The sequence below is a fragment of the Shewanella sp. Shew256 genome, assembly GCF_002196695.1.
In the GTDB taxonomy this organism is placed as follows: Bacteria; Pseudomonadota; Gammaproteobacteria; order Enterobacterales; family Shewanellaceae; genus Shewanella; species Shewanella mangrovisoli.
In genome coordinates this window covers 287323-313178 of sequence record NZ_NAJR01000001.1, presented here as the reverse complement: position 1 = coordinate 313178, position 25856 = coordinate 287323, and the positions used below count along the sequence as shown (strand labels likewise).

21 protein-coding genes and 1 riboswitch are annotated in these 25856 nt (G+C 49.7%); of the genes, 9 read left to right on the top strand and 12 right to left on the bottom strand.

From position 1 onward, the window contains the following. Positions 1-28: 28 nt before the first annotated feature. The 3 genes from aguA to B5P39_RS01360 all read right to left on the bottom strand — a co-directional run bounded on the left by aguA (position 29) and on the right by B5P39_RS01360 (position 4521). Entirely contained in the window at positions 29-1141 is a 1113-nt protein-coding gene (gene aguA / locus B5P39_RS01370; protein WP_088210180.1) for an agmatine deiminase, read from the bottom strand. Positions 1142-1527: 386 nt separating this feature from the next. Further along, positions 1528-3579 (bottom strand): extracellular catalytic domain type 1 short-chain-length polyhydroxyalkanoate depolymerase, encoded by a 2052-nt coding sequence (locus B5P39_RS01365; protein WP_088210179.1) that lies wholly within the window; start codon positions 3577-3579, stop codon positions 1528-1530. A gap of 141 nt (positions 3580-3720) precedes the next feature. After that, the gene (locus B5P39_RS01360; protein WP_176399834.1) at positions 3721-4521 is read right to left on the bottom strand and encodes a 3-hydroxybutyrate dehydrogenase; all 801 of its coding nucleotides are present in this window, start codon (positions 4519-4521) and stop codon (positions 3721-3723) included. A gap of 218 nt (positions 4522-4739) precedes the next feature. On the opposite strand from B5P39_RS01360, the gene B5P39_RS01355 reads away from it, so the two are divergent. Both B5P39_RS01355 and B5P39_RS01350 read left to right on the top strand, forming a co-directional pair. Beyond that, entirely contained in the window at positions 4740-5447 is a 708-nt protein-coding gene (locus tag B5P39_RS01355; protein WP_088210177.1) for a CoA transferase subunit A, read from the top strand. A gap of 9 nt (positions 5448-5456) precedes the next feature. Next, positions 5457-6119: a 3-oxoacid CoA-transferase subunit B gene (locus B5P39_RS01350; protein WP_011718260.1), complete on the top strand. Its 663-nt coding sequence runs from the start codon at positions 5457-5459 to the stop codon at positions 6117-6119. 153 nt (positions 6120-6272) lie between these two features. Here the strand turns inward: B5P39_RS01350 and metE are convergent, their stop codons facing one another. After that, positions 6273-8543 (bottom strand): 5-methyltetrahydropteroyltriglutamate--homocysteine S-methyltransferase, encoded by a 2271-nt coding sequence (gene metE / locus B5P39_RS01345; RefSeq protein ID WP_088210176.1) that lies wholly within the window; start codon positions 8541-8543, stop codon positions 6273-6275. Between the two features lie 200 nt (positions 8544-8743). Here metE and B5P39_RS01340 point away from each other — a divergent pair, with 200 nt between their 5' ends. Next, positions 8744-9649, top strand: a complete 906-nt coding sequence (locus B5P39_RS01340; protein WP_088210175.1) for a LysR family transcriptional regulator — start codon at positions 8744-8746, stop codon at positions 9647-9649. A gap of 61 nt (positions 9650-9710) precedes the next feature. On the opposite strand, the gene B5P39_RS01335 is transcribed toward B5P39_RS01340, so the two are convergent. From B5P39_RS01335 to B5P39_RS01315, 5 genes are all read right to left on the bottom strand, one after another. After that, positions 9711-10439 carry an HDOD domain-containing protein gene (locus B5P39_RS01335; protein ID WP_011718263.1) on the bottom strand — a complete coding sequence of 243 codons (729 nt, stop codon included), beginning with the start codon at positions 10437-10439 and terminating at the stop codon, positions 9711-9713. A gap of 281 nt (positions 10440-10720) precedes the next feature. Continuing rightward, positions 10721-12682 carry a TonB-dependent receptor gene (locus tag B5P39_RS01330; RefSeq protein WP_086902793.1) on the bottom strand — a complete coding sequence of 654 codons (1962 nt, stop codon included), beginning with the start codon at positions 12680-12682 and terminating at the stop codon, positions 10721-10723. A 109-nt stretch (positions 12683-12791) separates the two neighbouring features. Beyond that, a riboswitch (cobalamin riboswitch) is annotated at positions 12792-13021 on the bottom strand. Between the two features lie 127 nt (positions 13022-13148). Beyond that, positions 13149-13817 (bottom strand): hypothetical protein, encoded by a 669-nt coding sequence (locus tag B5P39_RS01325; RefSeq protein ID WP_011718265.1) that lies wholly within the window; start codon positions 13815-13817, stop codon positions 13149-13151. Positions 13818-14063: 246 nt separating this feature from the next. Next, entirely contained in the window at positions 14064-15500 is a 1437-nt protein-coding gene (locus tag B5P39_RS01320; protein ID WP_088210174.1) for a hypothetical protein, read from the bottom strand. Between the two features lie 3 nt (positions 15501-15503). Continuing rightward, positions 15504-16865, bottom strand: coding sequence for a hypothetical protein (locus tag B5P39_RS01315; RefSeq protein WP_254915665.1), 1362 nt, complete (start codon positions 16863-16865; stop codon positions 15504-15506). 207 nt (positions 16866-17072) lie between these two features. Here B5P39_RS01315 and rihA point away from each other — a divergent pair, with 207 nt between their 5' ends. The 3 genes from rihA to azu all read left to right on the top strand — a co-directional run bounded on the left by rihA (position 17073) and on the right by azu (position 19605). Beyond that, a complete protein-coding gene (gene rihA / locus B5P39_RS01310) occupies positions 17073-18029 on the top strand; it encodes a pyrimidine-specific ribonucleoside hydrolase RihA (RefSeq protein ID WP_088210172.1) in 957 nt (318 codons plus the stop codon). 19 nt (positions 18030-18048) lie between these two features. Further along, a complete protein-coding gene (gene rbsK, locus B5P39_RS01305) occupies positions 18049-18960 on the top strand; it encodes a ribokinase (RefSeq protein WP_088210171.1) in 912 nt (303 codons plus the stop codon). A gap of 168 nt (positions 18961-19128) precedes the next feature. Continuing rightward, positions 19129-19605, top strand: a complete 477-nt coding sequence (gene azu, locus B5P39_RS01300; protein WP_011718270.1) for an azurin — start codon at positions 19129-19131, stop codon at positions 19603-19605. A 159-nt stretch (positions 19606-19764) separates the two neighbouring features. Here azu and B5P39_RS01295 read toward each other — a convergent pair whose 3' ends face one another. Beyond that, entirely contained in the window at positions 19765-20070 is a 306-nt protein-coding gene (locus B5P39_RS01295; protein ID WP_011625141.1) for a DUF3622 domain-containing protein, read from the bottom strand. A gap of 354 nt (positions 20071-20424) precedes the next feature. Here B5P39_RS01295 and B5P39_RS01290 point away from each other — a divergent pair, with 354 nt between their 5' ends. After that, positions 20425-21690, top strand: a complete 1266-nt coding sequence (locus B5P39_RS01290) for a glycerophosphodiester phosphodiesterase family protein (RefSeq protein WP_088210170.1) — start codon at positions 20425-20427, stop codon at positions 21688-21690. Between the two features lie 86 nt (positions 21691-21776). On the opposite strand, the gene B5P39_RS01285 is transcribed toward B5P39_RS01290, so the two are convergent. Together B5P39_RS01285 and B5P39_RS01280 are read right to left on the bottom strand one after the other, a co-directional pair. Next, complete coding sequence (locus B5P39_RS01285) at positions 21777-22343, bottom strand: phosphoribosyltransferase (RefSeq protein ID WP_011624046.1); 567 nt, start codon at positions 22341-22343, stop codon at positions 21777-21779. Positions 22344-22689: 346 nt separating this feature from the next. Further along, complete coding sequence (locus B5P39_RS01280; protein WP_088210169.1) at positions 22690-24456, bottom strand: alkaline phosphatase D family protein; 1767 nt, start codon at positions 24454-24456, stop codon at positions 22690-22692. Positions 24457-24717: 261 nt separating this feature from the next. Here B5P39_RS01280 and B5P39_RS01275 point away from each other — a divergent pair, with 261 nt between their 5' ends. Beyond that, entirely contained in the window at positions 24718-25143 is a 426-nt protein-coding gene (locus B5P39_RS01275) for a CBS domain-containing protein (protein ID WP_011624048.1), read from the top strand. An 83-nt stretch (positions 25144-25226) separates the two neighbouring features. After that, entirely contained in the window at positions 25227-25832 is a 606-nt protein-coding gene (locus B5P39_RS01270) for a DUF4274 domain-containing protein (protein ID WP_088210168.1), read from the top strand. The last annotated feature ends 24 nt before the right edge of the window (positions 25833-25856 follow it).

Genomic DNA, 25856 nt, shown 5'->3' with positions numbered 1-25856 from the left:
AAGCGTCATACTGTTCTCCTTGGTGTACTTACTTTCCAGAAGGGATCTGCTGGGTAATACAATGGATATTGCCGCCACCTAATAAAATCTCCCGCGCGGGCACACCCACAATCTTGTGCTCAGGGAAAATCTCCTGCAGTTTTTGCGCAGCGATATCGTCGGTTGCAGGGTCAAGCAGTGGGAAGACGATACGGTCGTTAGTGATTAAAAAGTTCACATAAGAGCCCGCTAAGCGCTCGCCCGCAGTGCGCGGTACGCCAGTGCCTTCTGTCACGCCTCTTGATTCTTCTTCGGTGCAATACAGAGGACCCGGTTGTGGCAGCAGGTGAATTTTTAACTTGCGACCTTGGGCGTCAACTGTGTTTTGCAACACGTCCAACGCGGCTTTCGAGCGTGGGTATTGTGGATCGGTTTCATCGTCGGTCCAGTGCAGGATCACTTCACCAGGGCGCGCAAAACAACACATGTTGTCGATATGTCCGTCGGTTTCGTCCATATAAACGCCCTCTTCCAACCAGATAAACTGCTTAACATTCAAATAGTCACGCAGTAAGGCTTCGATCTGCTCTTTCGTCAGGTCTGGGTTACGGTTGGCGTTAAGTAAACATTCGGCCGTGGTCATACAGGTGCCTTCACCATCGACGTGGATGGAGCCACCTTCGAGGATCAGCGGTGCACTATAACGAGCAAAACCATGTTGCTTGAGCATTTGTGCGGCAACCTGTTCGTCCTTATCCCATGGGAAATACAGACCGCCATTGTGACCACCCCAAGCATTGAAGCCCCAATCCACACCACGGCATTCGCCCTCGGCATTAACCACCACAGTAGGTCCAGTGTCGCGAGCCCAGCAGTCGTTACTGTCGATTTCGACTAGAGTCACGTGGGAAGGCATCACTTTTTGAGCTTCTGCTACAAAGGCCTGAGGTACACCCATATAAACGGGAGTTGCCCCACCAATGGCATCGGCCACCTTAGCAAAGGTCGCTTGAGCATAAGCACCTGCAGAGCGCCAGTTATCAGGACGATATGGCCAAATCATCCATACGGCTTGCTGCGCCGCCCATTCGGCGGGCATGTAAAAACCATCTTCTGATGGCTTAGTCGTTAACTGCGTGGCATCCACATTCGCGTTTGTCATGAGTTTTGTCTCCAGTAATGCTCAAATCTATAAGGGTGTACGCCCCATTTAGGACGACAGAATAGAAATACACCTAACATAATCAAATAAATACATCGAATAACCGCATTCATCACGCGGCGCGTTAGGTCAAAATTGCCACGTCTTCACTAGGTGAGTTTTCACCTCATAAAAATTCTGGCGCCTATCTTATCATTTAAGACGGCTTTCGCTGAATAGTGCTATGCAGGGCATTGCTTAGAATTTACAGGATAATGCGCTATTTGCTGTCAGTAGTCGCTCCCGTCATCCACCCAAGCCAATGCGAAAAGGCGAACCATAAGGTTCGCCTTTGTTATCAAGCCGAGCTCACCCAGTTAGGGCTTTCACCTAATCAACCTTTTCACTTAGTTAGGACAGCTACCAACCACATAGTAATTGGCGGCAGTATTGGCCAAAGTACTGCTATAGAAGGTGTTATAAAGCCCCATTAATTGACCCGACCCTTTAGCGTAGGCATAACCGCCACTGCTGGTCGCGCGCCCCGCCGTGACATGGGCATAGTTTGTCGCCGTGACTTGGGTACATTGATAAGTATCTCCATTAGGCGTGGTATCGCACGCATTGCCGATACCATCACCATCGTTATCCGCCTGATCCGCATTAGCGACATTGGGGCAGTTATCTATGCTGTCACTTATGCCATCGCTGTCGCTATCTGTAGGCTCAGTGGTGCCACCTGTGCTACCAGTACATGCCTGCGAAGGCCCCGCGCAGCTAGTATTGCCATCGGCAACCCACTGACATTGCGAGCTGCCCACCGCATATTCGCGCATGGTAAATTGCCCTGTACCGAAGGCAAGATAACAGGCGGAATAACCTACACCCCAAGTGATATGACCAAGATTAATATGGGTGTTGTAATCCCCCGTCACGCCCGCATCGATAGTAAAGTTAATGCTGTCTTGGCTAGAGAGTTGCGTGCTATCCATCGCAATCACGGTCGCAAGATTCGCACCGCCCGGTAAATTACAACCTTGAGCGCTATATTGAGTGCCATTAATGCTCGCGCTGACTTGCTGACCAGAACTAAAACCAACGGTCACCGAGGCTAAATTTTGGTTTGCATCGATAACCGAGCCTGTCACCGATGCGCATTGTCCTGAAACACTCACCTGAATATTACTCAGTACTGGCGCAGCATTCGCAGGCTCAGGCCCAACACGTACGGTTAACTCCACTGGCGCGCTAAGCGCAGACACATCATCACTTGCTTGTACCACCAGCTTGTACAGGCCATCACTCAAGCTCTGGCTAGATAGCTGAAAACTACCGTCGCTACCAAGGCTTGTGGTACTCACATTGCCGATCAGGCTTTGGCCCGCACCGTCGAGCAAATAAATGCCCATAGTTACCTGCGCGACATACCCATCGCTATCATTAGCCATGCCAGAAACAGTCAGCACGCCCGCGTTATCCGCGCCAGTGACATTGGCAAGGGTAGGCAAGGCATTACGGTTTACCCTTTGGTTATTATCAGCGAAAAACTTCCCTAAATAGGTGGCAAAGTTAATGCTGTCGTCGGCGACATAATCCCCCGATGCGCCCGCCCCACCTGACCATGAATGGTCTAAGCCATCGAACCACAACATTGCCACCCGTTTGTTGCTCCACAGGGTTTCCGATGCCGTATGTCCAGCGCCCTCAGATAATGCATTGGTTCCGCTTAGCTTAGTCACACCATAAACGGTGGCAAAACCATCGGCATTCTGCTGGTTATAGCAAGTGTTGACCGTTGTGTCGGCCTTGCCATGGCCAATCACGGCTAACTGAGTCCCTAAATAACTCTTGTAGCTACCCGCGTAGGATTCACAGCGTGATTTGAAGGTGGATGTGGAGACGGTTTCACAGGTAGAGATCGCCCCATTCGAACTCGTCCCTATGCTTGGCCCCGCGCTTGAGGCCACCCCAGCAAACACATCGGGTGCCACGCAGGCAGTTTGCATTGCCATCGCCGCGCCCGAGGACAGCCCCGCAATATACACCTGAGTCGGGTCGATATGACGGTTTACATCACCCGACAAGGCATTGGCTAAATTAATCAGATTTTTATAATCCCCCGATGTCCGATTAATGCTGCCCTGCCAATAGGACCAACAGCTGTAGCCCGCCTTATTCATCGCATCGGGTACGGCAATGACCATACCGTGAGCCTCTGCGGCCTGTTCAAGATTGGCCGTGAGATAGTTGTTGATGGGTTGCACGCAGCCATGCAGCACTAACATCAAGGCCTTACCGTCGCCCACCTTAGCGTCAGTATCCGGAGTGTAGATATGTACTTTGTTAAAACCACCAATGGCCACATTCTGTTGCCAACTTCCGGCGTACGTCAGAGATGAAAAAAGCCCAATTACAAGGAGTAGAAATTGGGCGACGAGACACGATTTGTTCCATTTCATTGTTATCACCTTTAAGGTTATTTTTGTTTGAAAATAGACATCAAACTAAACCTAGGTGAATCGCCTTAAAACGGATATGGGTCTTTAGAAGTAGACGCTAAAGTAATACTAACCTGTTGAGCTAAAAACGATTGCGTTAACCTATTGCGCGGTCCAGGCGCCGTCCATGGCCAGCGATGCGCCCGTAATTCCCCGCGCCGCACTGCTACATAAAAACAGCACAAATTCGCCAATCTGACGTGGGTCTAGCATCTCTGGCAGGGGTTGTTTTGCCGTGACGAGTTGATATTTAGCCTCGTCGTAACTTAAGCCCTTATTACTGGCGATGGCCTCAATCTGTTTGTTGATCAGCGGCGTATCCACCCAGCCAGGGCAAATCGCATTGACGGTAATTCCCTGCTCGGCGCACTCGATAGCCACGACTTTGGTTAAGCCGACAATCCCGTGTTTAGCCGCACAATAGGCCGCCTTGTTGACCGAGGCCACTAAGCCATGCACCGAGGCGATATTGATAATGCGGCCCCAACGCTTTTCGGCCATCGCAGGCACGGCTTGTTGAATGGTATGAAATGCCGAGGATAGGTTAATGGCGATAATGTCGTTCCATTTATCAATCGGGAAATGCGCAACATTTTCAGTGTGTTGAATACCGGCGTTATTCACCAAAATATCAATAGTGCCCAATGCCTTTACTCCCGCGTCCATAAAGGCATGAATGCTCTCGGGATCCCGCAGATCGGCGTTACTGAAGAAAGTGTGAATATGATATTGCTCGGCAAACTCCGCCGCGAGGCGCCGCCCCTCGGCCTCTGGCATTAACCCGTGCAGGATCAGATGACAACCTTGCTCCGCCAGCACATGGGCCGTTGCTAAACCTATTCCACTGGTGGAGCCGGTGATCAGCCCTACCTTGCCTTTTAAGCTTGTGTGTTCAACCGCCATATTGCTTGTCTCCCGATGCTTTAAAATCCAGTCACAGTCCTTTATCCATGCCTTGAACACATCATGGCGGGACGCACATCCTCAATGCCCCCAGACTCAATACCATTAGAATATGGCAATTGGCCGCGGTTTTATTTGGCACCTTAGTACCATAGGAGCGCTCGAAAAATTGGGTAATAGTAAGCGCCACACTTTCAGCAAGCGTAAGAGAGCACTCCATGTCTGGATTGAATAAGGTGGTTACCAGCTACAGCGATGCGTTAGCGGGACTCGAAGATGGGATGACGGTGATTGCGGGCGGCTTTGGCCTTTGCGGTATTCCTGAAAATCTCATCAAAGAAATCAAACACAAGGGCACCAAAAACCTGACCGTCGTCTCCAATAACTGCGGCACCACGGAATACGGGCTTGGGATCTTACTGCTCGATAAACAGATCAAAAAAATGATCGCCTCCTATGTGGGTGAAAATGCCAACTTCGAGGCGCAGATGATGTCTGGCGAACTGGAAGTTGAACTCACACCGCAGGGCACGCTGGCGGAAAAAATGCGGGCGGCGGGCGCGGGCATTCCGGCTTTTTATACCGCAACAGGCTATGGCACTGACGTCGCAATAGGTAAAGAAGTCAAAGAATTCAATGGTCGCCATTACATTCTTGAAGAATCCATTACAGGCGACTTTGCCATAGTCAAAGCCTGGAAGGCCGACACCTTCGGCAATTTAGTCTTTCGCAGAACCGCCCGTAACTTCAATCCCCTTGCCGCCACAGCGGGCAAGATAACCGTGGTGGAGGTGGAGGAAATTGTCGAGCCGGGTCAATTAGATCCCGATGAAATCCATACGCCCGGCATCTATGTCGACCGACTTATCCAAGGCAGCTTTGAGAAACGTATCGAACAACTAACCACCCGCCCCTCCAGCAAATAGGATTTGGTTATGGCACTTTCAAGAGAACAACTCGCCCAGCGCGTCGCCCAAGAACTCAAAGATGGCTATTACGTGAATCTCGGCATTGGTATCCCCACACTGGTGGCCAACTATATTCCCGAAGGCATTGAAGTGATGCTGCAATCCGAAAATGGCCTGTTAGGGATGGGGCCTTTTCCGACGATGGAAGAGGTCGATGCCGACTTAATCAATGCCGGCAAGCAAACAGTGACTATGGCAAGGGGCGCCGCCCTCTTCGACTCGGCCGAGTCCTTTGCAATGATCCGCGGCGGCCATGTGGATCTCACCGTATTAGGCGCCTTTGAGGTCGACACTCAGGGCAATATCGCCTCCTATATGATCCCGGGCAAACTGATTAAGGGCATGGGCGGCGCCATGGATCTTGTCGCCGGCGCCGACAATATCATTGTGACCATGACCCACGCCTCAAAGCACGGTGAATCTAAATTATTAACCGAGTGCACCCTGCCGCTAACGGGTAAGGGTTGCATCAAAAAAGTGCTGACGGATCTGGCCTTTATCGAAATCAAAGAAGGCAAATTTCATTTGCTCGAACGTGCGCCCGGCGTGAGTGTCGAGGAGATTATTAAGCTCACCGCAGGCGAATTGGTGGTACCTGAGCATGTCCCCGAGATGATGTTTAACGAATAAGCGCAATTCAGTGAATAAGCGCCATTAAACAGTAGGCTCAAGTGCGCATTCAAATATGCCTTTTCAAATCGCCAATAAAAAACAGGGATACCTAAGGTATCCCTGTTTTTTACGCTATGCCAAAGAGGCATTAATTGCGGATATTACACGCGCTTAGCCAAGGCGGCGACGCAGTTCACGGGTCGCATCGACCATGTTCTTCAACGCGGGTTCTACCTCATCCCAAGTGCGGGTCTTAAGGCCGCAATCGGGGTTAACCCAGAGTTGGCGCACAGGCACTTTTTGCGCCGCTTTTTCGATAAGGTGCACCATGGCCTCAACACTTGGCGTATTTGGCGAGTGGATATCGTAAACGCCTGGGCCAATTTCATTTGGATATTCAAAATCTTCAAAGGCGTTAAGCAGTTCCATGCGTGAACGCGAGGTCTCGATGGTAATCACATCCGCATCCATGGCGGCAATAGCTGCAATCGTGTCGTTAAACTCGCTGTAACACATATGGGTGTGGATTTGAGTTTCATCCACAACACCTGCCGCACTCAGTTTAAAGGCATTCACCGCCCAATCTAAGTAAGCTTGCCACTCGCTCTGCTTTAATGGCAGACCTTCGCGGAAGGCAGGTTCATCAATTTGGATAATGCCAATGCCTGCATTTTGTAAATCCACCACTTCATCACGAATAGCCAGCGCCAATTGGGTGGCAATGGTATCGCGGCTGATATCTTCACGGGCAAACGACCAATGTAGAATCGTCACCGGACCCGTTAACATACCTTTGACCGGTTTGTCCGTCAGGCTTTGGGCGAATTCGGCCCACTCTACCGTCATCGCTTTCGGGCGGCTTACATCACCATAAATCAATGGCGGCTTAACGCAGCGAGAACCATAACTCTGCACCCAACCATTTTTGGTAAAGCCCACGCCTTCGAGCTGCTCGCCGAAGTATTCCACCATGTCATTACGCTCGGCCTCACCGTGTACTAGCACATCGATACCGAGTTTAAGTTGGCGGTCGATGGTATCGCGGGTCACTTGCTGCAACTGCTCGGTATATTGGGCATCGCTTAGCTCCCCTTTGCGCCAGCGGCTACGTAAGCCACGGATAGCAGGCGTTTGTGGGAATGAGCCAATTGTGGTCGTGGGCAGTAATGGCAAACGATACTTGCGCTGCTGTACCGCTTGGCGCTCAGTAAATTCGCTCACACGTTCATAGTCGGCTTGGGTCAGCGCAGCCACACGGGCGATGACTTTTGCATCCGCCGCCAGTGCTTTAGCCTCACGACGTGCCAAACAAGTGTTAACTATCTCTTTGGCGGCGACAGACTCAGGAGCCTGTAACAATTGGCGCACATTAGCCAGTTCCAACAGCTTTTGCTTAGCAAACGCAAGCTGTTGACGTAGTGCTGGCGTGAGCGTTGTCTCCACCTCTAAATCCACAGGGCTGTGAAGCAGTGAACAGGAAGAGCCAATCCATAGGCGCGCACCTAAGTCTCTGGCAACACTGCCGATACGCTCGACAATCAGGTCAACCTCTGCCGCCCACACGTTGCGACCATTTACTACGCCTGCAGAGAGAATTTGATCTGCTCTTAAGGCATTGGCAAACAAGGCCAATTGTTCAGGAGCTGTCACTAAATCGAGGTGCAGCCCCGCCACTGGCAGCGCGGAAACCAGCGCCTGATGATGACTAATGCTGCCATAGTAGCTAGTGAGTAAAATCTTCACTTGAGCCGTTTTAAGCGCTTGATAAGCTTCGCTAATCGCCGCTTGCCAATCGACGGTTAATTCAAGCGCCAGAATAGGTTCTTCAAGCTGTACCCAAGTCACGCCCTGCGTGGCAAAACGCGCAAGAATGTCGGCATAGGCCTTTAACAGATTGGGCAATAGGCTGAGTTTATCGAAATCCTGACCCACGGTTTTGGCCAGATACAAGTAACTCACAGGACCTAACAACACGGGCTTGGCTTGATAACCCAGCGCCTGTGCCTCGGCCACTTCATCAAAAAACTGCTCATAGGCGATAGAGAACACTTGGTCTTGCTTAAGCTCTGGCACTAAGTAGTGATAGTTAGTGTTGAAATACTTAGTCATTTCAGAGGCTGGCGCATCGGTGCCAGTTGGCGCACGGCCACGGGCAACGCGGAATAAGGTATCAAGATCGATAGCGCCCTCGCCGCGGTGTCGATCAGGGATGGCGTTAAGGGTCGCACTTAGGGTTAACACTTGATCGTAAAAGGCAAAATCACCCACTGGCACTTGCTCGATCCCTGCGGCCACTTGCCATTGCCAATGGGTACGACGTAACTCCTTGGCCACCTCATGCAGTTCAGCTTGAGTGCTCTCACCACGCCAGTATTTTTCGAGGGCAAATTTCAGTTCACGACGACGCCCGATACGGGGAAAACCAAGACTGTTTAATTGCATACCATATCTTCCTTTATTTGAGATAAGCCATATTCGGCACTAGCACCCAGCTGATGGTGTTTTCTTGGCAACTTTTCGCATTTAAGCCTAGATAAATCACAATGGGCGTCTGGACGTCTAGAAGTTTATTGTGATAGTCTCTATGCCAGCAACCGAATTGATTTCAAGCACAACATGAGCGAAATTCACTTGGAGTGATCATGATCGAACTAAGACATCTGCGAACCTTAATGGCACTGAAGGAAAGTGGCAGCTTGGCGGGCGCAGCCAAAAAACGTTTTGTCACTCAATCGGCTCTCTCCCATCAAATTAAGGAGTTAGAGCAACGAATTAACTCGCCCATTTTTGTACGTAAAAGCAAACCGCTCTCTTTTACTCAGGAAGGCGCACGCCTGTTGCACCTCGCCGAAGAAATCCTGCCTAAGGTGTTAGAGACGGAAACGGATCTGAAAAATGGCCTAGAGACAGAGACCAATCAACTCAGAGTGGGGATTGAATGCCACAGCTGTTTTCGCTGGTTAATGCCAGTGATGGAGCAATTTAGGCAAGATCATCCGCAGGCCGAGTTAGATCTATCGAGCCGTCACCTGTTCGATTCGCTCAATGCCTTAGAAATGGGCGAACTCGATATAGTGCTGACCTCAGATCCCGTGCCGGGGCACTCGCTCGCCTATCAGCATTTGTTTGATTTTGAAGTGAAGTTAGTCGTTGCCAAGGATCATCCCTTAGCGAAAGAAGCCTATGTTACGCCTAAGCAATTGGCGCGTTTACCCATAATCAGCTACCCAGTGCCACTGGCGCGTTTAGATATTTACCGCCACTTTTTAGAACCGGCTGGTGTTGAGGCGGGCGAACAAAAGACCTGCGATTTGACCATGATGTTATTGCAACGCATCGCCTGTAAGGACGGTATCGCCGCCCTGCCCAACTGGTCAATCAATGAGGGACATGGCTTGAGCCTCGCCGCCGTTAAACTCGGCCAAGAAGGCTTAAAGCGCCCACTATTTGGTGCCTACCGCCGCCACAGCGCGAACTCGGCCTTAGTGCAAAACTGGCTGCAACTGGTGGCCAGCGAAGGCTTAGCGCGTCAGCAAAAATCCAATTAGTACCGTAAAAACAGTAATAAAAAAGCCTGCAATCGCAGGCTTTTTTATTAAAGGCACATGTCTAGAGCGGGTTGAGTAACATGCCGCGCATCGAGAGCACACGGCGCAGGATTAACCCTGGAGAATTTTGATTACGGGTCTGGCGCAGATTATGGGCGATCATAAACTCTTGGCGCAGATCCTGATCGAGATCTAAGGCCTCAAAGGCTTCGATGGTTAAGGTCTGCTGCTGATTATCAATCAATGACTTAATCACGCTTAACGGGAAAGATTGCTCAGAGCTGGCATTTAAGTATGCAAAGGCCGTTAAGGCAATGATTTGCCCGAATACGCTAAACAGCGCCAAGGTTTGTACTTCATCGGGATCAACTTCAACATCCGGCATATCGACTAAGCTGTCGACCGCATCGGTAGCAATATTTTCCGTGAGTTTCCAATAACCTTGCACTAATTTCTTATAGGGTTGGGGTAATTCATCGAGGCGCTCTTTCAAATAGAAGGTGAAGGCATAACGATAAATATTGACCTGGCCTAAACGGATCAGGGCGTCTTTTAAGGAACGAGATTTAGGATTTACGACGCCTGAAGCCTGCGCCGAATTACTGCGCATCAACATATGGGCAGCTAATGCGGGATCGCTCGAAATAATATCGATCACATTACGAATGTCGCCTTCGGCAAGGATCGCTTTTTTGAGTGGAATTAAGATCCCACGGCGACCAATCACTTGCTCTTCATTCGCTATGATGGCTCTCACTTGAGTAAAAACCTGTTGCTCAAGATCTGTCATAAGACACTTTACACCTGTTAATTTGCTATAAGATGATTCGAATACCGCTCACATCATACCCAAACTACAAAGAATTTCAGCCCTAAGTCGTAGAATAATTGTGACTATGCTTTAGATGCAGTGATCTACAGCACAAGCAACGACTTAGGCTATCTGAATATAGGGCGAACTTATAAAGAATACACCGAGAAAATGGATTTTTCTCTGCGTATAGCCAAACAACAGAAATAATAAGGCCAGACAGTGTCTGGCCTTATATAGATTAACGATTAGTCTCAAGCTTAGAAGCGGTAACCCACAGTCAAGCGAATATCACGTCCGCGACCAGCGTAATAGCTATCACCCCAAATGCCACCGTAATAACCCGAGCTAACATACTCTTTATCAAACAGGTTATCGATACGCAGGCTCGCTAACCAAGCATCACGGGTATAGTTCAGAGCCAGATTACCTAAAACATAGCTAGATAATTTATCGCCTTCGTTAGCGTTATCGCCTTCGATAAAACGATCACCCGTGTAAATCGCCTCGGCAAACACTTGGAAATGCTCGGCAAAATCCATGCTGACATAACCGCGTCCCGTATGCTCAGCCACCCAAGACAATTGCTTGCCATCATTCACCCCATCGGTAAATTCGGCATCGATATAGTTATATTCCAAGCCTAGGGTTAGGGCTTGAGTGACCTGCCAATCCCAATCGGCACTCGCGCCATAGCGACGTGAAGCATCGGCATTGACGTTGGCGCCTTGGAAGCTGCCACCAACAGGTTTTTCAGCACTTGGGTCGAAGACAATTTCATCTTCTAAATCGAGGCGATATAGGCTGACACGTAGGCTTTGGCTAGCCACAGTCCAATCCCAACCCGCCTCATAGGAGCGGCCCGTCTGCGGCTTTAAGCCATACACATCTTTCGGGGTGTAAGCTTGCTCATCGACCTTAGCAAAGCGGAAGTTTTCATCGCCACGTAGATAGAATCTGTGCTCGGCGCTCGGACGGTAATTTAAACCGAACTCGAATGCGGTCGCATCTTCATCTAAATCGATGCCGTTTGGATAGACATTGCCATCGACCAGATCGTCGGTCACTCGCGCATAACGTCCGCCCACCACATAGCTTAAGGTGTGGCTTAATGGCACTGTGGCTTGCAGGTAAGCACTCTGCATTTCCTGCACGTTGCTGCGCGCCATAGAGTCAAACTCGGCCTTACCGCGGCTGATATCCAAACCCGTGACTAGGTTTAGCTCACCTTGACGAGTGCTGTAGGTTGCGAGCGCTTTAGGACTAAACATCAGCAGCGAGCGAGTATTATGGCTACCCGCCCCCCAGTTTAATGAACTCACTAAGGTATCGCTGTAATCCAGATCCGCCGCCAAGGCCCAGTTTTGGTTAAGCTGATGCTGATAACCGCTGCGCGCCGCCGTGGTCATCTCATGAACATATTCGCTGCTATTAGAAGACTGACGTGGATTTTCTTTGAACTGTTCTACCGTCAACGAACCAGGATTTTCGCGGTCATCATCGTAATAGCTGGTTTCAACGAAGAAAGAATCAGTGGCGGTTTTATATTGAATACGGCCTAAGATAGAGCCAGTTTCATTGGCATTATGCTTGCGATAGTTATCGCCTTGGTTGTAGCTACCAGTCAGGAAATAGTGCCAATCTTTATTGATGGCGCCCGACACATCGCCGCGACCTTCGTAGGTATTAAAGCTGCCGCCGGATAATTGCACGCTGCCGCCCGTATTCTCAGGCGACTTGGTCACAATGTTAATCACCCCGCCTACCGCTTGGTCGCCATAGAGCACGCCGGCACTGCCAGATAGAATTTCAACACGCTCAATTAAATTGAGTGGAATCGCATTCAGGCTCGGGGCGGCGATATCGATATTATTTAAGCGACGACCATCGAGCAAAATCAGCGTGTTATTAACCGCAGAGCTCGCGCTAAAGCCACGCATCGCAAAGCTAGTACCAATGTTATTGTCGGACAGCTGAATACCGCTTTGACCACGTAAGACTTCGGTCAAGCTGGTTGCGCCACTCTGCTCAATCGCAGCGGCATCAATCACATTCACATTGGCGGCAATATTTAAGGGGGTCTTGTCTGAACGGCCAATGACGACAATATGCTCATCGACTTTGGCGACGCTGGCATCATCGGCCGCCACGGCGGGGGCGATAACAGAAAAGCTGCAAAGGCTGCCGATCAGCAGCGCGATTTTAGTTGGATGTGTTCCCATTTTACCTTTAACTCCTGCAAGGAAAACGGGGCATTGGCGCCACGATACCGTTGATTCAGTAACAAATACTGACAGTCACTATCGCATTTTGAGATCTGCCCACCGAAATCTCAAAAACACCTTTAGGGCCGGTCTCCGGACTTAGGCTATGCCTATCTCAACGAGAGATAAACGCGAAACTGACCTTTGCACACTCGATTCTCTGGCTCATCTTGAGCTACCTAACGAATGCGGTCGTCTCTCACCTTTTACCGTTGCGGGGGCAGTGCCAGAATTTCACTGGCTTCCCGATTATCTCGCGACGAATGCATCGCAAGCACCACAGAAGGTTGACTAAAAATGAGGTTCATAGGGCGAAAAAACCAGTTAACGCCCAACAAGGCTCGTGGCATATCAAGCCTGAGCGCGCGCATTATAGACGTCTATACGGATGAAAGTCCATGATCATCCGTCTATCGACTGACAACTACTTTAAGGAAAAGGGCGCCAAGGCTGAGATAAAGTCGGCACTGTTGGCCGCTTGTAGAGGAGGTTTATCGGCAGAAAACACCTCACCACGCATCGATTTATGCAGCAAATACAAATCCTTGTCGCCACTCACTACAGTGTAATAACCAATTTCGCCCTGGGGATGAGAGGTAAAGGCCGTTGGATTGAATTGAGTTGCGCCATGGACATTCGGCATAGTGGTACAACCGAGAATCGCTTGAAATCCGTCGTGACCATCCACTTGGGTATCCCCCAGCTTTTGGTAAACCACCTCACCGTCACAGGAGGCTTGGTAAGTCTCGGCCATCGCATCTAAAAACTGCTCCGGGCTCACGCTTTCGGCCATATCCTTAAAGCCTTGCACACAAAACAGCGCACTCCATTGATTGAGCGCCTCCTGCTCCGGCACAAATTCCGCCATAAACATACCCGCACGTTCTTCGTGATAGGCTTTGCGCCACCCCTCTGGCAGGTTAAATCCTAATTGCTGGCTAAAGACGGGAAGCACATGTGAATGGGAAGCACTGCTCTCATGGCGAGGCATATCCAATTTCGCCTCAACGGATTCGGAGCCGATTAGGCTGCATAGCATCAATACGCTCGCACCCTGCCATAACCTCATCTGCATATGGGGTATACATTTCATTATTATCATCCTTGTATCGCATTGTTATGGGTTAATACGACATATGAAATTGCATAGAAAACATCCAGCATTCTAGCGAAGATGTAAATAAGATAACAGTTAAAAAGCGAAACAAAATGATACTTATACAGTCATAACAACTGTAAAATAGTAAATAGCAGCTGAAGATAGGGGCTGTGAGGGATTAAAAAAGCTGGTGAATGGATCTTCACCAGCTGAGAAATGCCTTACATGCCCAACAATGAATTATTCAAATGACCAATTGATTTTCCGCTGCGGCCTTGCCTGACTCAAAATCGCCTGCCGTTGCTCCGGGGTCTCACATTGGGCAGCGAGGGTAAATTCCAGCGGCTTAACCACCAAGGAATCTGCAGGTTGTACCGGCGATTTATCAAACATTCCGAGATTCATCGACCAAGAGACCCATTCTCCCTTTTCACTGATCCCCACAAAACCATCATTTGCCTGCGCTAACCAAGTGAGGCGCGGAATGCGTTCAATCAGTTGCTCGACATTTTTAAGGTTTGCCCGATAACCGACGGGTACCACTTTGCCGTCGGGGCGCGTAAAGGCAAAGGAGGACTTGCCTAGGGTAATTTTGCTGCCCTGCTGCCAATACTTGTCGAGGATCTCTTGAGCCTGATGAAAGCCAAACAGATAGGTGTAATCCGTATCGTCGGCGAGAATTTGCGGCGTAGTGTTGTCACGCAGTAGCAAGAATCCCGGGCCGACGCTGATAATCTCTTTCACGCCTGTGATATCGGTTTTCTTAATCCAATCGACGCCACAGTTAATGCCATCGCCCCAGAAATGCGCGTCACCCGTTGGACTTAACACCGCAAACGCGCAACTGTTTGCCGTGAGACTCGCCACATCCTTAAGCGCGCTGCGGATAGGATAGGCATCACTGCGCCAGCCCCAACTCACCACTGAGCCATCTTTTTTTAAGGCGGCATAGGTATTTTGAAAATATTCGATATGTTTAATATCCGTCAGCTGCGACTGCAACTTCTTCATATTGGTCGAACTTTCAACCTCCCCCCAAACTACGGCGCTGGCGTCTTTTTTCAGGGCAATAAAACTGCGCCCTTTAGCAAAGATATCGACCACATCGACTAACTCATCCTGCACCTGCAAACTATTGCCGCCGTAAGGCCCGTAGCCCCAAGTATGCACCTTACCATTGGCGTCGAGGGCGGCTACAGCCTCTCGGTTGGCGAATAGCTTAGTGATATTGGTCATGCGCGCTTGCAATGCCTTGTCCAGACTCAACTTGCCCGCATTGCCCCAATACACCACAGTGCCATCTTGGCGCAGTGCGGCAAACCCATCTTTAACAGGGACAATTTGCTTCACATGCTTAAGTTGTTCTGTCACCTCACGGCTATCGCCACCGGCAAAACTGTCGCCCCATGTGATGACCTCACCCGAGTTAGTTAATGCGGCGAAGGCCGTGCTGTTGGTCACCACAGTCTCAACTGCGGGTAAATCGCAGGGAATATGGCGATAATTCGGATTTGCCTCTTCCTTAAACTGGATAAGCTTGCCGTTATCAAATTGCAGCAAGGATTCCTTTTCATTTTCGACTACGGCGACGGGCTTAGGTTGGCTACAGGCGGTTAATTGTAACGCCACTAAGGCGGCCACCAATGCCAAGGGGCGTGATATAGGATAAGACTGCATTACTTATTTCCCTGTATTTGCTGAAATTTTGGTTGCTGATACTTTGGTTACTGAAAACGCGGGTTGCTGATTGGGTTGTGCTAATTTGCCTGATATCGACTCGAGTAGCGGCTTGAGTTCGTATTCAAAACCCTGAGTCGTATTTAAACGGGTTAAGAGCACTTGAATTTGTTTATCCAGTGTCTGCGCACAGTCTTGGCTGAGCGCGTCAAATGGCATTGCCTGTTTTAAGGCTGTTAAGATCAACCGTTGAACTGGGCCGATAGCCTGCCCCATTTGGCGGTTCAGTGCGGTATTGTCTAGCACTAATGTCACTAAGCAGAGTAAATAATCGAGGTGCACCGCAAAATCGACGGAGCATTGCTTTTCATCCGTCAAGCCGAATGTGAGTACTTTGGCCTCACACAGCGCCTTCCATGCCGCTAACTTTTCTGCGGTTAATTCCAATGCAAAGGGCAACTGCTTAGTGCGCGTCATCAGCACAAAGCTGGCTAAGGTTTTAGCCGACAGCGCCTGTTTATTACGGGCGAGCATCGCCAGCGCTAAGTCGTGAAATCCTAATGAACTCAAGCGATAAAAGCTTATCATCGCAATAGATTCATCTACCGACTCCAGCTTTTTTTTGCTCGGTGAAGTTTGCATTTGCTCGAATAAATCCACCAAACGCAGATAGAGCTCAGGGCAATGACCTATATGCTCAGCCGCTTCCCAGACCAAAATATTCGCGGCAGGATGCTGGCGATAGGTGTTGAGCAAATGGATAATCCCGGTGTAATCCTGTTGCCGCCCTAACTGCTTGAGTATTGGCACATAACGGGACTCGGCCCAGCGGATCCTTAATAGCGTCAAACAGAAATAACCGATAAGCAAACTGCCTAATATACCTGCGATGCCAAAGCCCAAATCTAGCTTGGCGCGATCGCGGGTTAATTCGAGATCTGCGCTCGCCCGTGTTGGCGCCTCGGGAAGATAATGCACAACACTTTGTCCGTAGTTGGGCACTAATGCGCCTGGGGTGTCGCCCTGCGGCGGCCGTAATTGATAGGTCGCTTGGCAATTCACACCATCGAGTTCCCATTGACGGACGAGCTTGCCTTCGGCGGTGCGATACTCAACCAAGCAAATCAATCTTTGGTTATAAACGCCTGTCGAACTGCGCTCACTGCGATAGGCGGTCTCAATCACTCTACCTATGGCCACATCGCCACGTTCTAGCAACTGATTGACCAGAAACCACTTTTGCCCCCCTTCCCAGAGGAACAGCGCGGCAACACTCATAAAAAGGAGAGGGATACAGGTCAAGAGTATTGCTAACCAACCCCAAAAACGCGTGGGTGCACTCGAGGTTAATTGACTGCGATTCATCAACACGCCAGAACTTCCTTATCATTCCATGATCGGTAAGGCATTAGAGAACTTGATTCTGCCTAAAGCGGGGCGCTATTGTAGCAGCTTATTGATAGAAATCAGAAAAAGCTCACAGTTTGCCCTAAAGACTCGGCCATATCCTAGCCTGCAAACTTGAGCATGCTATTCTACGTTTCCATTCCCGCTGTTTAAAGGAGTAACAGTATGAGTCGTCCGATTATTTTGGATTGCGATCCCGGCCATGACGATGCCATCGCACTCATTTTAGCCCTCGCCCATCCAGAGCTAACCCCACTGGCCGTAACCACCAGCGCCGGCAACCAAACCCCAGATAAAACCCTCAATAACGCCCTGCGGATCTTAACCCTGCTCAATCGCAGCGATATTCCGGTCGCGGGCGGCGCGGTTAAACCCTTAAGCCGTGAGTTGATGATTGCCGATAACGTTCACGGTGAAACGGGGCTCGATGGCCCGGCATTGCCTGCACCGAGTTTTCAACCACAGACCGTGAATGCAATCGAGCTGATGGCCGAGAAAATCCGCCAAAGCGATAAACCAGTAACATTAGTGCCTACTGGGCCGCTCACCAATATCGCGCTGCTACTCGCCAGCCATGGCGAGTTACACGCCAAGATTGAGCGCATTGTGTTGATGGGTGGTGCCGCCGGGGTTGGTAACTGGACACCCGCCGCCGAGTTTAATATTTTTGTCGACCCAGAGGCGGCCGATATCGTCTTTAAATCCGGTATTCCCATCACTATGTGCGGCCTCGATGTCACCCATCAGGCACAGATCATGGATGAAGATATCGAACGTATTCGCGCCATTCCGAATCCCGTGGCTAAGTGTGTCGCCGAGTTGTTGGATTTCTTTATGATTTACCATAGAGATCCTAAATGGGGCTTTGTCGGCGCGCCGCTGCATGACCCTTGCACTATCGCTTGGTTACTCAACCCCGCGCTGTTTGATGCCCAAGACTGCTGGGTCGGCATTGAAACCCAAAGCGAATTAACACTGGGGATGACGGTAGTCGACCGCTATCAACTAACGGGCAAACCCGCGAATGCAACTATGCTCTTCGGCATTGATAGACAGGGTTTTGTTGACTTGTTAGTTGACAGCTTAGCGGCCTACACACCAACCTATCTCAATCGCAGATAAACTTAAGAGTGAACCTTCCATGAGCCAGATCCTCGTTATCGGCAGTGCGAATGCCGATCATGTGATGAACTTTGAGTATTTGCCCGTTCCCGGCCAAACCTTAATGAGCCGAGCCTATCGCTTGGAGCATGGTGGCAAAGGGGCTAATCAGGCAGTAGCCTGTGCCCGTTTATGCCAGGAGGATGCGGAAGTGGCATTTATCTGCCATCTCGGCCAAGACAGTGTCGGCAATGACATGCGTACAAGCTGGCTCAAGGATGGCATTAAGGCCGAAGGTATTACCCAAGTCGCCAATATGAGTACGGGCACGGCGCTGATTTTTGTCGGCGATAATGGGGAGAACTCCATCGGGATCGCCGCGGGCGCCAATGCCGATCTCACCCCAAGCGAGTTAGAGAAGCATTACGCCCTGTTTGCCAATGCCCAATTCTTACTGATCCAGCTCGAAACGCCTATGGAGACGGTTCACCACGCATTGCAAACCGCCAAGCGCCTCGGTATTACCACAGTGCTGAATCCTGCGCCTGCAACCAGTCAGGAGTTGGATTACCTCAAATGGGTCGACATCATTACTCCCAATGAGACCGAGGCCGAAGCACTTACAGGCATTGAGGTCAATAACGAAGAAGATGCCGAGCTTGCCGCCCAATGGCTACATCAGCAGGGCGTTGCAACTGTCGTCATAACCTTAGGCAGTAAAGGCGCGTTTATTAGCAGTGCCGGTTTTACCGGGTTAATTCCGGCGCTGACAGTGCAAGCCATAGATACGGTTGCCGCGGGCGATACCTTTAATGGCGCCTTAGTGGTGGGTTTAAGTGAAGGGATGTCAATTGCAGCGGCCGTCGGGTTTGCCAATGCCGCCTCTGCCATTACCGTTACCCGAGAAGGCGCCCAGCGCGCGATTCCCTATCGCCACGAAGTCCAACGTTAACCCATGAGTGCGGCAAATTGTCGCACTCGACCTCTTTCATTCAAAAGTACTATATACATAATTTACATACCGAATTCATTCCCATTTAATGAATTCAGCCTATGCTGGCAAGCGCATGTTCGAGCCAAAACGGCTCGACCCACCTTGTTCAGAATAAGGAAGTACCAGATGAAAGCGAAAAGCACCACTTTACGTAATATGACTAGCGCTAGCTTACTCGGCCTAGGATTATTCGTCGCCAGCCAAGCGAGTGCTAACGAATGTGAGCTCAAGATTGCTGCGACTGACGCTATGCAATTTGACACTAAAGAGCTGTCTGTTCCTGCAACGTGTAAGGAAGTGACCCTCACACTAACGCACACTGGCACTCTGCCAAAAGCAGCTATGGGCCACAACTGGGTATTAACTAAAGCCGCTGATATGTCTGCCGTTGCGACCGATGGTATGGGCGCTGGCGCCGATGCGGCTTACGTTAAAGCCGGTGATACCCGTGTTATCGCACACACTGGTTTAGTGGGTGGCGGTGAATCAACTTCTGTTACCTTTAGCACCGCAGGCATGAGCGCGACTGAAGCTTACCAGTTCTTCTGCAGCTTCCCAGGCCACTGGGCGATTATGCAAGGTAGCTTTAAAATTCAAGGCTAATTCCATTGCCTAATGCTCACTTAAGGGAATACCTTAAGTGAGACAACAAAAAAGCGGACCTCTGGTCCGCTTTTTTGTTGAGTGCATATTGGCTTATAAGCCAGCTGCCTTCGAGGATTTTGTTTCGCGATGTCTTCTGAGATGTATTCTTCGGGCTAGTTATTCTTCGCCGAACTCGTCTTCATCATCAAAATCATCGGCATCGGTTGCCGCTTCTGCCGCTAAAGCCGCCGCTAATTTGGCCTTAGCCTGTTTCTCTGAGCGACGCTTGTTGCGCTCAGCCAACGTGCCTAAAAACACTTGCAGCTCGGCTTGACCCCAAGCTTGTGCCTCGGCCTCGGTCGCAAAACCGTCATGGCTTTTCGACACTACTGTTTTAGTCGACGTCATACGACGGGTGATTTCCGTCTTCCAACCATTTTCAGCTTGAGTGACGCGAAAATCGTATTTTTTACCCTTACTCATTCTGCTCTATTTCCTAAATGATGCTTGCCACGTTTGTCTTATCAAGCGATACAAACGCCATCATAAAACAAAAGGAGCGCAGTTTACTTGATTTCGGCACAGAAAGATCGCTTGCGAGAAAATTTTCATACTTAGCACTTTCACACAGCCGTAAGAATCCCAAAAGTAACGCGGCATGCTAGATAATTTTTCGCCCTAATCTTAGTCCTAAGCTCAGTATCAAGCTAGCGTAAAAGCGGCTGGCGGACGGTATCTTTTCTTGTTTTAGTCATAAAACTGAGCTTATTTAGTCATATAGCAATTTTAGAGTATGAGGGACCCCATTAATAAGTAATCCATAATTTAGGAAAGATGATGAATACCTCCTCAGTAACACTCTGCATGCTGCTCGCCAGTACGGCTCTGCTCGCAGGCTGCAACAGCGATAACAAAGATAACGACACCACACCGCCCGCCAAACTGGTGCCCGCCCAAGTCGGTGAGCGACCACTGTTTTTGGTGCGTCAAATGCAGGACAGCAGCTTAAAAACCCGTTTAGCCCAGTGCGAAACCGACCATTTCTACCGTAGCGATTTTGCCATTGGTCATCGCGGCGCGGCGATGCAATTCCCTGAACATACGAAAGAATCCTACCAAGCCGCCATCGACTCTGGCGCGGGTATCGTCGAGTGCGATGTGACTTTTACCGCCGATAAAGCCTTAGTCTGTCGCCATTCCCAGTGCGATCTCGCCAGCACGACCAACATTTTGGCCATTCCCGAACTTGCCAATAAATGCTCAGTCCCCTTTACCCCCGCCGATGCGGCCAATGGCGTTGCCGCCACAGCAACTTGCTGTACCAGCGATATCACCCTCGCCGAATTTAAAATGTTAAAGGGCAAGATGGAGGGCGAGAATCCTAAGGCGACCAATGTCGAGGAATTTATAAATGCCACGCCAAAGTGGCGCACCGATCTCTATGCGGGCAACGGTACCCTGATGACCCACGCCGAGAGTATTGAGATGTTTAAAAAGGCCGGCGTTAAAATGACGCCCGAGCTAAAAGCCGCCAGCGTGGCTATGCCCTTCGACGGTTTTACTCAGCAGGAGTACGCCCAGAAGATGCTCGATGAATATACCGCAGCGGGTGTCGATGCCTCGCAGGTATTCCCTCAATCCTTTAATTTAGAAGATGTAAAATACTGGATTGCTAACGCTCCCGAGTTTGGCAAGCAAGCGGTATATCTTGATGATAGATATGATATTCACACGGGTTTTGACCCACAGGACTCCTCCAGCTGGTCACCCTCAATGGCTGAGCTGAAAGCCCAAGGCGTAGAGATTGTCGCGCCGCCACTCTGGGTGCTGGTGACCTTAGATGCGGATAAAAAAATCATTCCATCGGAATATGCCAAAGCCGCGAAAGCAGCGGGACTTAAGATCATCACTTGGAGCTTAGAACGCTCAGGATTATTGAAAGATGGCGGCGGTTGGTATTATCAAAGCATCACAGATGCCATTGATAATGAAGGCGATACCTACGAGCTGCTCGATGTGCTCGCCAAAGATGTGGGCGTGATTGGCGTCTTCTCTGACTGGCCAGCGACTGTGACTTACTATGCCAACTGCATGGATTTATAGGCCGAATAAATAGGCTCTAAATACAAAAGCTAGAAACAAAAAAGCGTTAGCAAAAACTGCTAACGCTTTTTATTAACAGATTCTTTTTACTTAAAAAGATGCTGAATATTTTTTAAATCGCCCTTACCTTCGGCAATTTCTTCCGGTGTTAAACCTGTCACTTCGTGTGGGAACACTAACCAGTCTTCAGAGGCATGGATATAGTAATCAGGCTTTAAAGGCACAGCGGTGTTCTTTGGCTTGTAATAAGGGCAAGCGATACGAATATCCTGCGGCATGTTTAAACGCATCAGTTGGCTTAACTTTTCCTTCAGCGCGTGGATGCTGCGGCCAGAGTCAAACACATCGTCCACTATCAGTAAGCTATCGCTAGCATTCGCATTTTCAACAATGTAATGCAGACCATGTACTTTGATTTCTTTGCTTTGCTTGTCGGTACCAATACCATAGTAAGACGAGGTACGCACGGCGATATGATCGGTTTCAACCTTCTTAAAGTCGAAAAACTCTTGTACCGCGATCCCAATTGGAGCACCGCCACGCCAAATACCCACGATAAACTGCGGGCGGAATCCACTCTCATAAACCTGTGAAGCTAATAGAAATGAATCTTCGAGCAGTTGCTGTGCGGTAACGAAATATTTTTCTGACATGACACCGATCCCCATCTTAATTATTGATTTTAGGTGTTAAAGCGAGCGCTTTTACCTAGTAAGGTCTGTTCGGCGTCCAAAACACGAGAACAGCATTCTCTTCATAAGAGTCCTAGCAAGTGTAGGCAGCCGCCGAATTTTGGGAGCGAATTTTATACCAAAAAAAACCGCCGTGCTGCAGTTATAGTCATAAGTTGCAGGTGAACGACCGTTTATTTTGCATTTTTAGGACGGAACTAACAAAAAGCGTACAAAAAAGGCCACCCAAAGGTGGCCAACAAGGAACGAGCACAGGCTCAAAGCAAAGAATGGAGCTTAAGTTTGGCGCTTAGGTTTGGCGCTTAAGTTAGCTCACAGGGTTGATAACGTGCTCACCGACCTTAGTCATGGCGCTGTAGCTGCGGCTGGTCGACTCTTCAAATTCCTTCGCCAGAATCGTGCTGACATAATGCCAGTCGCTCCGCACGGCTTCCTTAGTGAAGGTTAAGGTCATAAAACCGCGATCTTTAAGGTTGGTGTATTTAAGATCTGGCACCAACTCGACGATCGCCGCTTCGGTCGCGGGGATCTGCTCCGCCGGTAGATTTAAGTAATATTCCAAACCAGGTGAAGACACTGAGCTTGTGGCAAACTCGACCCCAACGGTGTCACCGTTGACATCTTTAAGTTCATTCGCCCAGGCGTTATGGGTGTCACCGGCAATCACCACTAGGTTGTGATTCTTCGATTTAGCCGTGCCTAAAATTACTTCCCTTTCATAGGCATAACCATCCCATGCATCCAAGTTATAGGGAATAGATGGCAGTTGCAGCAGTGCAATCACTTCTGGCGTTAACAAGGCTTGATTGGCCTGTAAGTACTGTAATTCCGCCGCCGTTAGGGTTGGATCGTTTGCCGCCGCACGGGCGGCTAACTTCGCCAGCGCCCCAAGCATGGCATATTGTGGAATGCTCATTTGCTGAGTAGCGATTGCCGCAGGTAGAGACATCTTGCCCATCAGGATCTGTTGTCCTAACACCTGCCAAGTGCCCGTGGCTTGCAATAAAGTGCCCTGTAACCAGAGTAATTGGGTCAACCCTAACATGGTGCGCGTGGTCGATGTCACATCGGCGAGGAAACGCTCCCCATCGAAGGCACCCGTGCTGGCATCCATATAATCGGCATAATCGAGCTGCTTATCGCGGGCTAACACACGCGTGTCCAGCATATGTAAGTCGACTAAGTTACCGTAACTGAAGCTGCGGTAGATCTCCTCATGGTTACCCTCGCGCCATGGACGGATCGGCAGCCATTCAAAGTAAGCTTGTAGCGCGGCTTCTTTACGGACCGCAAAATCCCCTTCGCCTTCGTTGTGGTTCTCGGCGCCATCACGCCAGGTATCGTTTGCCACTTCGTGGTCATCCCATACCGTAATAAATGGCACTTTCGCGTGCAGTTTTTGCAGGCTGGCATCGGTATGGTATTGGGCGTAACGGGTACGATAATCGCTAAGCGTCAGCAGTTCGTTGGCGGGTAACACTTCACGACCAAGCTCTGCCGCATGTTCGCTGGCATAGCCACCACGGGCATATTCATAGATATAGTCACCCAGATGCACCACGGCATCGAGGTCATCCTGCGCTGCGGCCAGTTCATACACGTTAAAATAACCGGCAGGAAAGTTCGCACAGGACATAACGGCGAGTTTTACCGAACTCACTTCGCCCTCGGGTAAAGTGCGGGTCTTGCCCACCTCGGAGGTTTTTCCACCCGTCATAAAGCGGTAAAAATAGGTTTGTCCCGCACGTAAACCACGGGCATCAATTTTGACCGTGTAATCACGGTTAGCATTAGTGACCATCTCCCCAGTGGTCACTAATTGTGAGAATGCCGCGTCACTGGCGACTTGCCAGCTGACTTTAACATCCCCAGCAGAATCTGGCGTCACACGGGTCCAGAGGATCACCGCATCCTGCGCAGGGTCACCGCTGGCAACCCCATGTAAAAACTGTGCGGGCACAGAGTTATCATCATCACTGTCACTACACCCCATTAGGCCGTAGGAGATCACTGCGGCACCAATACCTTTGGCTGACATTGCTAGAAAATCACGACGAGTCACGGTTCGTTTCATTATTATTATTCCCTTTAAAAATGAGGTTTCACTGGTATGAGGTCTAATGAGGCCCCGATTGTGAGACATCACTGTTACACATTTGTGACATCTTTGTCAGCCTTTTATGATTTCTTTTAATTCATCAACTTATACTGAATAGCGTTCTTTATTTGTACAGTGCTGGCACAGAACATCACTAAGCTGCTAACATCGACTCAGATGCAAATAGCACCTAAGATCACTACTTCTTAGCGCATTGTTAAAAAAGGAATTTATAGGATGAAAGTCAGCGACATTATGAGCACTGAGGTCATCTGCATCAGCGATGGTGCAAGCCTGAAAGATGCCCACCATTTAATGCAAACCCGCGGCGTGCGCCATTTACCTGTGATATCTGAAACCGACGGCACCTTAGTCGGTGTGCTCACCCATAAGAAGATGATCGCCAGCGTATTGTCTATGCTGAACAAATACGGCCAAGGCGCATTGGATCGCAAGGAACGCTACACTCCCATAGCTACTGTGATGGACAAAGACTGCCAGCACTTAACCGCCGATGAGCCCTTGAGCGTGGTGGTGGAATACTTTATCGACAACAAACTCGGCTGCTTACCCGTAGTGGATAACGATAAGAAAGTATTAGGGATTGTCACCTCTTCCGACTTTATTAAGCTCTGTCGTACCCTGCTGCAACAGCAAGCTTAGCACCTAACATCCTCACTCTTTCTCGCTGGCTCTCAGTTATCAGGGCTGGCGAGAGTCATTATTTAACAATCCCAAGGACGCCCGTGGCCAAGCTATTAACCCAAGAACAATTTATTCGCGCCTATGAATGCGCCGAATTAGGCTGTATCGCCAACCATGACCGCCTCGCCCAATTGCTCGCCGATCCCGATTATGACGCTTTACATGAATACAGCACCTACTTTGGCAAAGCGGCGACACAAATCATCTGCATCAGTGACTTACAAAGTATGGAGGAATTGCATTTTGTCGCGGGAAACTTAAATTGGGATGACCATGATCCCGATATGGTCAGAGCGATTATCGAACATCCACTCTGTGATGCGGGTACCGCCTTATTGCTCTACTGGTACGGACAAGGCTTTTATTACTCCACACCGGAGAGGCTCGACACGCCTTTTGGACAGCTATTCAAAACCATCACCGAACGCTTTGTTGCGCGCGGCTATACCAGTTATAAAATCCATTTTGACCCGATTAAAGAATGTTTTATGCCCTCATTGGATGATGTCCTCACCAATGGATATCAAATTCCTGGTGCGCTTTTTGCCCCTTACAGCACAATGGAAATCGAAACCGATGAAGGGCATCCAAGGTATCTGCAATTTAAAAATGAACTGCTGAAATTGGGTAAATGGGGCCAACAATAAGCCCCGAGCTGTCTTTAAGCTATT